Genomic DNA, 9,286 nt, shown 5'->3' with positions numbered 1-9,286 from the left:
CCGCGGTCGGCGGGGAACTCGGTGACCGCGTCCCGGCCGGCCGCCAGCAGCTCCCACAACGCCTCCGGCGAATCGGCTCCGCCCGGGTACCGGCAGCCCATACCCACCACCACGACCGGGTCGGCGGACCGCTGCTCCAGTTCACGCAGCCGCTCCCGGGTCCGGTAGAGCTCGGCGGTCACCCGCTTGAAGTAACCGGCGAGTTCGCCGTAATCGCCGGAAGGCTCGTGATCACTGGTCGGCATGGCCGAACTCCCGGTCGACGAAAGCGAACAACTCGGTCACCGACGCCGACCGGATCTCCGTCGGCGCGGCCGGTACCTCCCTGTCCATAGTGGACAGCAGGTCGCGCAGCCGCACCCGCACGGTGTCCCGCACCTCGCTGTCCACGGGGAGCGCGGCCAACTCGCGTGCCACCGCGTTCACCGAGTCCAGCACGGCCGGCGGCCGGCTGGGAGCCGCCTCGCCCGCCGGGGCGATCTCCACGGCCAGCTGCCGGGCGAGTGCGGCCGGCGTCGGGTGGTCGAACACCAGCGTGGCCGGAAGCCGCACGCCGGTGACCGCGCTCAGCAGGTTGCGCAGCTCCACCGAGGTGAGTGAGTCGAAGCCCAGATCGCGGAACGTTCCGTCGGCCGGAACCTGTTCGGCGGAGGAGTGGCCGAGCACGGCCGCCGCCTGACGTCGCACCACCGCCGCGAGCCGTCGCTCGCGTTGCTCGGTGGACAGTCCGGCGAGCTGCTGGGCCAGCGCCGCCGGCGACTCCGCAGTGGCTCCCGCCCGGGGGCCGGTGGCGCTGCGCCGGGTGGAGGCGCGCACCATGTCCCGCAGCAACGACGGGACGGCCTCGCCGCGCCGGGCCACGACGTCCAGGTCCAGGCGGATCGGTGCGAGCAGTGCCCGGTCGGAGTGCTGCGCGGCGTCCCACAACGCCAAGCCCTGTTCGGGTGACAGCGGAAGGACGCCGGTGCGGCTCATCCTGGCCTGGTCCGCGGTGCCGAGGCCGCCGGCCATACCGCCGCCGGCCGGCGAGCCGGCGACCGGCGCCCACGGCCCCCAGGCGAGTGCGGTGCCCGGCAGGCCGCCGGCCCGCCGGCTCGCCATCAGGGCGTCCACGAAGGAGTTTGCCGCGGCGTAGGCGCCCTGGCCGGCCGCGCCGAAGATGCCGGCGGCCGAGGAGAAGCAGACGAAGGCGGCGAGGTCCAGGTCCCGGGTCAGCTCGTGCAGGTGCCAGGCGCCGTCGACCTTGGGGCGCAGCACGGTGTCGAGCTGCTCGGCGGTCAGTGCGGCCACCACTCCGTCAGCGAGCACCCCGGCAGCGTGGATCACCGCGGTCAGCGGATGCTCAGCAGGGATGTCGGCCAGCACCGCCGCGATGGTGTCCCGGTCGGCCACGTCGCCCGCGGCCACCACCACCTCGGCGCCCAGTGCGGACAATTCCGTCACGAGCTCGGCAGCCCCGGGCGAGCCGGCGCCGCGGCGGCCGAGCAGCACCAACCTCCGGGCGCCCCGCCGGACCAGGTGCCGGGCGAGGTGACCGCCGAGCCAGCCGGTGCCGCCGGTGATCAGCACGGTGCCGTCCGGGGCGAGCGCCCGCGGCACGGTCAGCACCACCTTGCCGACGTGACGCGCCTGGCTGACGTGCCGGTACGCCTCGCCGGCCCGGCGGATGTCCCAGGCGCGGCGGGGCACCTCGGTGAGCGCGCCGGACTCGAACAGCGCGTACACCTCGTGCAGCATCGACTGGACGCGCTCCGGGCCGGCCGACGGGAGGAGGTCGAACGCCTGGTACGTCGTGCCCGGGAGGGCGGCTGCGACCGACTCGGGATCACGGATGTCGGCCTTGCCGATCTCCAGGAACCGCCCGCCCGGTGCCAGCAGCCGCAGCGACGCTTCGAGCAGGTCGCCGGTCAGCGCGTTGAGCACCACGTCGACCCCGCGGCCGTCGGTGGTCTGCCGGAACCGCTGCTCGAACTCGGCGGTGCGGGAGGAAGCGAGGTGCTCGTCGTCGATGCCGAGCCCGCGCAGCGTGTCCCACTTGCCGGGGCCGGCGGTGGTGAACACCTCGGCGCCGAGGTGGCGGGCGAGCTGGATGGCGGCCATGCCCACCCCGCCGGCGCCGGCGTGGACGAGCACCGACTCGCCGGCCCGCAGCCCGGCCAGGTCGACCAGCCCGTGGTAAGCGGTGAGGTGGGTGATCGGCACGGCGGCGGCGCGCTCGAACGACCAGCCGTCCGGTATCCGGGTCACCAGCCGCCGGTCGGTGACCGCGATGGGGCCCAGCGACCCCGCGAAGAGGCCGAGCACCCGGTCGCCCGGTCGCAGGCCGGTCACCTCGGCGCCGACCTCGGCGATCACGCCGGCGCCCTCGGAACCCGGCACGGCGTGCCCGGGATACATGCCCAGCGCGATCAGCACGTCGCGGAAGTTCAGCCCGGCGGCCCGCATGGCGACCCGCACCTCGCCCGGCCCCAGCGGGTCGAGCACCTCGGGGCACGGCAGCAGCGCGAGCCGGTCCAGGGTGCCCGGATCGGTGCTGTCCAGCCGCCACGGTCCGGCGGCGGGTGGGGTGAGCAGGGCGTCGGCGGCCACCGGGTGCAACCGCGGCACCAGGGGCACCCCGGCCCGCAGCGCCACCTGCGGCTCGCCCGCGGCGAGCGCCGTCGCCACGGCCGCCCGCACCGGCCCGGCCGTGGCACCGAGGTCGAGGTCCCCGTCGTCGTCGATGTCCAGCAGCAGCACCCGGCCCGGGTGCTCCGCCTGCGCGGACCGGCCCACCCCCCACACCGGGGCGACGGCCGGATCGAGTTGCTCCCCGTCGACGGTCGCCACGCCGTGCCGGGTCAGCACCACCAGGGTCGAGGCGGCGAACCGCTCGTCGGCGAGCCATGCCCGCAGCGCCGCGACCACCTCGCCGAGGGTGGCGCGCACCCGCTCCGGGACCGCGCCGGAACCGGTCGTGACGGGCATGAGCACGATGTCCGGGGCGGCCGCCCCGTCGTCGACGGCGGCGCCGAGCGCGGCCAGGTCACCGGCCGGGCCGTCGGTGCCCGTGCCGGCCACCGCGCAGGTGCGGGCCGCCTCCCCGGCCACCGCCGGCGCCGGCACCCAGTCCAGCTCGTGGAGCGACTCCTCGACGTCCGGAGCGGTCAGCCGGGCCTGGTCGCGGGGCACCGGCCGCCAAGCCAGCGAGCCGACCGCGGCCACCGGGGCGCCGTCGCCATCGGCCAAGGTGAGCGAGACGTGCCCGTCCGCGCCGGTGATGCGCACGCGCAGCACCGACGCGCCCGAGGTGTGGAGCGTGAACCCCGACCAGGAGAAGGGCATGGCGCCCGCGCCCTCGTCGACCGCCTCCAGGTAGGGGCCGAACCCGACGGCGTGCAGCGCCGCGTCGAGGAGGGCCGGGTGCAGGCCGTAACGGCCGGCGTGGCGGGCCTCCGGGGCCGGCAGCTCGACGTCGGCGTACACCTCCGGGCCGGCCGGGGTGTCCCGGCGCCACACCCGGCGCAGGCCGCGGAAGGCGCCCTCGTAGCGGTAGGCCAGGCCGACGACCGGATCGTCGTAGCCGCCCGCGAACCCGACCTCCTCGGCGTCCGGCGGCGGCCACGTGGCCAGCTCGGGCTTGGCCTCCTCGCCGCGCACCGCGAGGAAACCGCTCGCGTGCGCACGCCAGGCCCCACCACCGGACTCCGGGCGGGAGAACACCCGCACCGATCGGCGCCCGGACTCCTCCGGCCCGCCCACGACCACCTGGACGCGCACCCCGCCGCGATCCGGCAGCGCGAGCGGGGCGGCCAGGGTCAGCTCCTCGATGACGTCGCAGCCGACCTGCTCGCCGCCGCACAGGGCCAGCTCGACGAACGCGGTCCCGGGCAGGATCACCGTGTTCAGGGCCTGGTGCCCGGCGAGCCACGGCTGGTCGCGCAGGGACAGCCTGCCGGTCAGCACCAAGCCGTCGCCGTCGGCCGGGCTCAGCGCGGCGGCGAGCAGCGGGTGGCCGGGCGCGCTCAGCCCGGCCGACGTCACGTCGCCGGGTTCCGGTGCGATCCAGTAGTGCTCCCGTTGGAAGGCGTAGGTCGGCAGGTCGATCCGGCGGCCTCCGAGCATCGCCGCCCAGTCCACGGCGACGCCGGCGGTGTGCAGCCGGCCGAGCGCGGCGAGCACGCTCCCCGGCTCGTCGCGCTCGGTGCGCAGCGCCGGCACCGCGGTGTCGAACTCTTCCTGCGCCAGCGCGGCGAGCACGCCGCCGGGACCGGCTTCGAGCAGCGTGGTGACGCCCTCGGCACGCAGGGACCGCAGGGCGTCGTGGAACCGCACCGGCCGGCGCAGCTGCGCGACCCAGTACTCCGGGTCGCACAGCTCGTCCGCCGCCGGCCTGCCGGTCGAGGTGGAGACGATCGGAATGGCCGGACGCCGGTAGTCGAGGCTCGCCGCAACGGCCCGGAACTCCGCCAGCACCGGGTCCATGTGGGCGGAGTGGAAGGCGTGCGACACCCGCAACCGCGAGGTCCGCCGGCCCCGGCCCGCCCAGTGTGCGACCGCCGCCAGCACGGCGTCCTCGTCACCCGCGAGCACCACCGAGCGCGGGCCGTTGACGGCGGCGATCGACACGCGGTCGTCGAGGCCCGCCAGCACCTCGGCACCGGTCGCCTCGACCGACGCCATCGCGCCACCGGACGGCAGCTCCTGCATCAGCCGGGCCCGCGCGGCCACGAGCCGGCAGGCGTCGGGCAGCGAGAGCACCCCGGCCACGTGCGCCGCCGCCAGCTCGCCGATCGAGTGGCCGGCGAGGAAGCCGGGCCGCACGCCCCAGGACCGCAGCAGCCGGAAGAGCGCCACTTCGAGCGCGAACAGCGCGGGCTGCGCGTAGCCGGTCTGGTCCGCACCGAGGCCGGTGGGGATGGTGAGGTGTTCGAGCACCTCGGCGTGAGCGCGGGCGTACTCCGGGAACGCCGCGGCGAGGGACTCGCCCATGCCCGGCCGTTGTGTGCCCTGCCCGCTGAACAGCACGCCGAGCGAGCCGGTCGCGGCGACCCCGGCCGAGGCGTCCGGAGCACCGTCGGCGAGCGAGCGCAGGCGGCCGGTCAGCTCCTCGGCGCACGAGCCGAGGACGACCGCCCGGTGCCGGAAGCTCACCCTCGTGGTGGCCAGTGAGTACGCCACGTCGGCCGGGTCGGGGCCGGTCTTCTCGACGAACGAGAGCAGCCGCCGGGCCTGCGCGCGCAACGACTGCTCGGTGCGCCCGGAGATCACCCAAGGCAGGAGGGGGACCGCCGGGACGCCGGGCGGCGCCGCTTCGCCGTCCGTCGGGGTGTTGCCGGCGGGCGCCTCCTCGAGGATCAGGTGGGCGTTCGTGCCGCTGATGCCGAACGACGAGACGGCCGCGCGACGCGGGCGCCCGGTGTCCGGCCACCCGACCGATCCGGTGAGCACCCGCACGTTCCCGGCCGTCCAGTCCACAGTGGACAAGGGGGTCTCGGCGTGCAGTGACTTCGGCAGCACCCCGTGCCGCATGGCCATGATCATCTTGATCGTGCCCGCGACCCCGGCCGCGCCCTGGGTGTGGCCGATGTTGGACTTCAGCGAGCCGAGCCACAGCGGCCGTTCCCGGCCTTGCCCGTAGGTCGCGAGCAGGGCGTTCGCCTCGATCGGGTCGCCGAGCGGGGTACCGGTGCCGTGCGCCTCGACCGCGTCGACGTCCGAGGCGGACAACCCGGCGGCCGCCAGGGCGGCGCGGACCACCTGCTGCTGCGCGGTGCCGCTGGGTGCGGACAGCCCGTTGCTCGTGCCGTCCTGGTTGACCGCCGAGCCGCGGATCAGTGCGAGCACCCGGTGACCGTTGCGGCGGGCATCGGACAGCCGTTCCAGAAGCAGCAAACCGGCGCCTTCGGCCCAGATCGTCCCGTTCGCGGTGTCGGCGAAGGACCGGCACCGGGCGTCGGGGGACGTCACGCCCTGCCCGCAGAACTCGACGAAGGTGACCGGGGTGGCCATGATCGTCACGCCGCCGGCGAGGGCGAGCGGGCAGTCGCCGCGGCGCAGCGCGGTGACGGCCAGGTCCAGCGCCACCAGCGACGACGAGCACGCGGTGTCCACGGTGAGCGCCGGGCCCCCGAACCCGAAGTGGTAGGCGAGGCGGCCGGAGATGACGCTGCCGCTGTTGCCGACGATGCCGTGGGGCGAGAACTCGGTGGACGCCTTCCACAGGATCTCGTAGTCGTGCCCGGACGCGCCGATGTAGACACCGGTCCGGCCACCGCGGAGCGATCCGGGATCGATGCCGGCCGACTCCAGCGTCTCCCACGCCACTTCGAGCAGCACCCGCTGCTGGGGATCCATCACCGTCGCCTCGCGCGGGGAGATGCCGAAGAAGGCGGCGTCGAACTCTGCCGCGCCGCGCAGGAAGCCGCCTTCCCGCACGTACGACCGGCCGGCCTTGCCGGCGTCCGGGTCGGGATCGTAGAGGGCATCCTCATCCCAGTACCGGTCCGCCGGGAACGGCGTGATCGCGTCCCGGCCCCCGGCGACCAGCTCCCACAGGTCCTCCGGCGATTCGACCTCGCCCGGCAGGCGGCAGGCCATGCCCACCACGGCAACGGGTTCGTCGGCGGCCTGCAGCCGCTGCTTGGCCCGGTGGAGCTCCTCGGTCACCTTCTTCAGGTACTGCCGAAGCTTGTCGTCGTCAGACATGGGATCTCCGGGGTCGGCTGTGCGGCGGCGTCAGAGGTGGAACCGGACGGACATGCTCGACAAGCCGCGGACGACGACGTGCCGCCGGTAGGCCAGGGACTCCTCGGCCACCTCGAACTCGGCGAACCGCTCGGCGACGGCCCGCAGGGCGAGTTCGGCCTGCAGCCGGGCCATCGCGGCCCCGATGCAGAAGTGCGGGCCGGCCCCGAAGGCGAGCTGCATGGTCCTGGTGCGCCGGTCGGCGATGAACTCGTCGGCGGCGGGATAGCGGGCGCTGTCCCGATTGGCGGCGGCGAGCAGGAGGATCACGATCGTCCCCGGCTCGACGTCGAGCCCACCGACCACGGTCGGGGAAACCGCGACCCGGGCGGTGAGCTGCACCGGCGCGTCGTACCGGAGCACCTCCTCCACCAGCAGCCTGCCGGTGGACGGGTCGGCGCGGTACGCCGCGAGCTGGTCGCTGTGCCGGTGCAGGGCCAGTATCCCGTTCGAGATCAGGTTGGTGACCGACTCGTGCGCGGCCGCGAACAGGGTGACCAGCACGTTGGTCACCTCGTGCCGCGCCAGCGAATCGCCTCGGTCCCGGGTGCTCAGCAGGCTGGACAGCAGGTCTTCGCCGGGGTCGCGGCGCCGCTTGTGGATCAGGTCGGCGAAGTACGCGTGCATCGCGGTCCCGGTCCGGTCCGTCCGGGCGAAGTCCTCCGGGTGGAACATCGCCGTACTCCGGAAACCGGCGACCAGGGCGGGGAACTCGGCGGCCAAGGCGAGCTGGTCCGACCATTCCCGGAGCATGTCGAGGTCGGCCGACGGAACGCTCATCAGCTCGCCTATCATGCGCATGGACATCGGTTTCGCAAAATCGTCGACGGCATCGAACTCGCCGTTGTGGCGGAAGCCGTCGATCAACTCGTCGATGATTCCCTGGATCCACGGCCGGAACCGGTCCGTGATGCGGGGGGTGAACGCCTTCGAGATCAACCGGCGTTGCCGGCCGTGGTCCGGCGGGTCCATGAAGAAGATCGAGTCGAGGAGTTCCTGCCGCTCGCCGGGTAGCACCCCCCGCAGCCCTGCCGAGGCGAGGGTGTCGCTGCCCATGGCCGGATTCCGCAGCACCGCGAGGCAGTTCTCGTAGTCGCCGACGACCAGCGACCCGTCGCCGGTCCGCAGCGGGCTGACGGCTCGCAGTTCGGCCAGGACCGGGTAGGGGTCGTGGCGCGTCCGTCGGTCCAGCAGGACGTGCAGCGGATTGGACCGCAGGGATTCGTCGATCACGTATTCGTGCATCTCGCTCCTCCGACCGCGGTGTCGACGGTGCCGTGGTACGTCGGGACGTGCCGGTCGAGCAACCGCTCCGGGTAGTCCGGCCCGCTGAACCTGGCGACTACGTCGGGGGCGAACCCGCGAAGCTTTTCGATGGACACGAGCGTGCGCGTGACCGGACCCGGAACGAGCCGCTTGGCGGCGCGGACCCCGAGCCTGCGCCCGATACCGTCGACAAGGGACTCCACCGGCACCGCCGTGCCGGAAGCCACGTGCACGATCTCGTTCCGGACCCGCCGGTGCAGCAGCACGTCGACGCTGTCCCGCAGGTCGGTCACGTCGAGCAGGTCACGATGGGCGCCGGTGTGCACCGCGACCTCACCGGCGCACAGCTGCGCGATCAACGCGGGTACCAGCTGGTGTTCCGGCTGGTCCGGGCCGACGACGTGGCTGATCCGCAGCACCAGCCAGTCCACGCCGGACCGGATCACCATCGTCTCCAGGTCGCGTTTGTGCACGCCGTACGGGATCACCGGGCACACGGGGGTGTCCTCGGTCACCGGCGCCGGGGTACTGCCGTACATCGCGTGCGAGGCCGTTGAGAGGAACAGGACGGTGTGGCCGGATCGGCACCGCCTCAGCACGTTTTGCACGAGGTTGCGCTCCCGGGCGAACTCGGCCGCGGAGTGCGCTGCCGTGCTCGAAACACCCGCGGCGATGACGACGACGTCCTCGTGCCGGTGTGCGAGTGGCCGCAGCTGCGTGGCCAGGAAGCCCGATCCGACGATCTCCATCACGAGCGACCCGCCCGGCCGGTGGCCACCCGGACGCGCCGCGCTCGCCACGCGGCGGCTCCCGGATCGGTGCCGGTGCGCTGGGCGGCGTCGACCGCCGCGGCGAAATCCGTGAGGCAGTTGCCGAACCGGTCGTCCGGCGGGGTGCCCACCCGGTCGCAGGAGATCCGCCCGGTGCTGCCCCACACCAGGTATCGCGAACCGCAGCCGTGTTCGAACCCGACGGCGACCGTGGCCGTCTCGCCGCCCGGCGTGCTCGACAACGCGGACCCACCGACGTTCCGGGCGGCGGTGAGCGGGTACCCGGCCAGGTCGGGCCGGTCGCGGATGTCCGTGCCGGGCAGGGGCGGGATGCGGAACGAGCCTTGGAAGAACCGCGGTGCGCCGATCCGGCCGGCCCGGACCAGCTCGAGGATCGCCGGGTGCACGCGGTGGTGTTCGGAAGTGAGGTTGTCGCGCAGCACGAGCCCCCGCCGATCGGCCGTGGTGATCAGGTCGGCGATCGCGGCGAGACTGGTCCGGGCATTGCCGGGCATCGCCGGCAG

5 protein-coding genes are annotated in these 9,286 nt (G+C 74.2%); all 5 read right to left on the bottom strand.

Annotated features, from left to right (window positions below; all coding sequences use genetic code 11):
- Positions 1 to 245: beta-ketoacyl synthase N-terminal-like domain-containing protein (locus tag Q5425_RS28225; protein ID WP_308675350.1), on the bottom strand; the 245-nt coding region annotated here is incomplete at its 3' end.
- A complete protein-coding gene (locus Q5425_RS28220) occupies positions 232 to 6,687 on the bottom strand; it encodes an SDR family NAD(P)-dependent oxidoreductase (RefSeq protein ID WP_308675349.1) in 6,456 nt (2,151 codons plus the stop codon). The genes Q5425_RS28225 and Q5425_RS28220, both read right to left, overlap by 14 nt.
- Before the next feature lie 30 nt (positions 6,688 to 6,717).
- Entirely contained in the window at positions 6,718 to 7,971 is a 1,254-nt protein-coding gene (locus Q5425_RS28215; protein ID WP_308675348.1) for a cytochrome P450, read from the bottom strand.
- Entirely contained in the window at positions 7,956 to 8,741 is a 786-nt protein-coding gene (locus Q5425_RS28210) for an NAD-dependent epimerase/dehydratase family protein (protein WP_308675347.1), read from the bottom strand. Before Q5425_RS28210 ends, Q5425_RS28215 begins: the two co-directional genes overlap by 16 nt.
- Positions 8,741 to 9,277, bottom strand: a complete 537-nt coding sequence (locus tag Q5425_RS28205; RefSeq protein ID WP_308675346.1) for a hypothetical protein — start codon at positions 9,275 to 9,277, stop codon at positions 8,741 to 8,743. The genes Q5425_RS28210 and Q5425_RS28205 overlap by 1 nt, the downstream gene beginning before the upstream one ends.
- Between the last annotated feature and the right edge of the window lie 9 nt (positions 9,278 to 9,286).

This window comes from Amycolatopsis sp. A133 (assembly GCF_031082405.1).
Taxonomy (GTDB): Bacteria; Actinomycetota; Actinomycetes; order Mycobacteriales; family Pseudonocardiaceae; genus Amycolatopsis.
Note: the sequence above shows the minus strand (reverse complement) of the source record. Positions and strands in the feature narration are given on the sequence as shown.

Excerpts from the sequence above, each read along its gene's own strand:
- Q5425_RS28220 (WP_308675349.1), bottom strand. The coding sequence starts at position 6,687 with ATGTCTGACGACGACAAGCTTCGGCAGTACCTGAAGAAGGTGACCGAG.
- Q5425_RS28215 (WP_308675348.1), bottom strand. The coding sequence starts at position 7,971 with ATGCACGAATACGTGATCGACGAATCCCTGCGGTCCAATCCGCTGCAC.
- Q5425_RS28210 (WP_308675347.1), bottom strand. The coding sequence starts at position 8,741 with ATGGAGATCGTCGGATCGGGCTTCCTGGCCACGCAGCTGCGGCCACTC.
- Q5425_RS28205 (WP_308675346.1), bottom strand. The coding sequence starts at position 9,277 with ATGCCCGGCAATGCCCGGACCAGTCTCGCCGCGATCGCCGACCTGATC.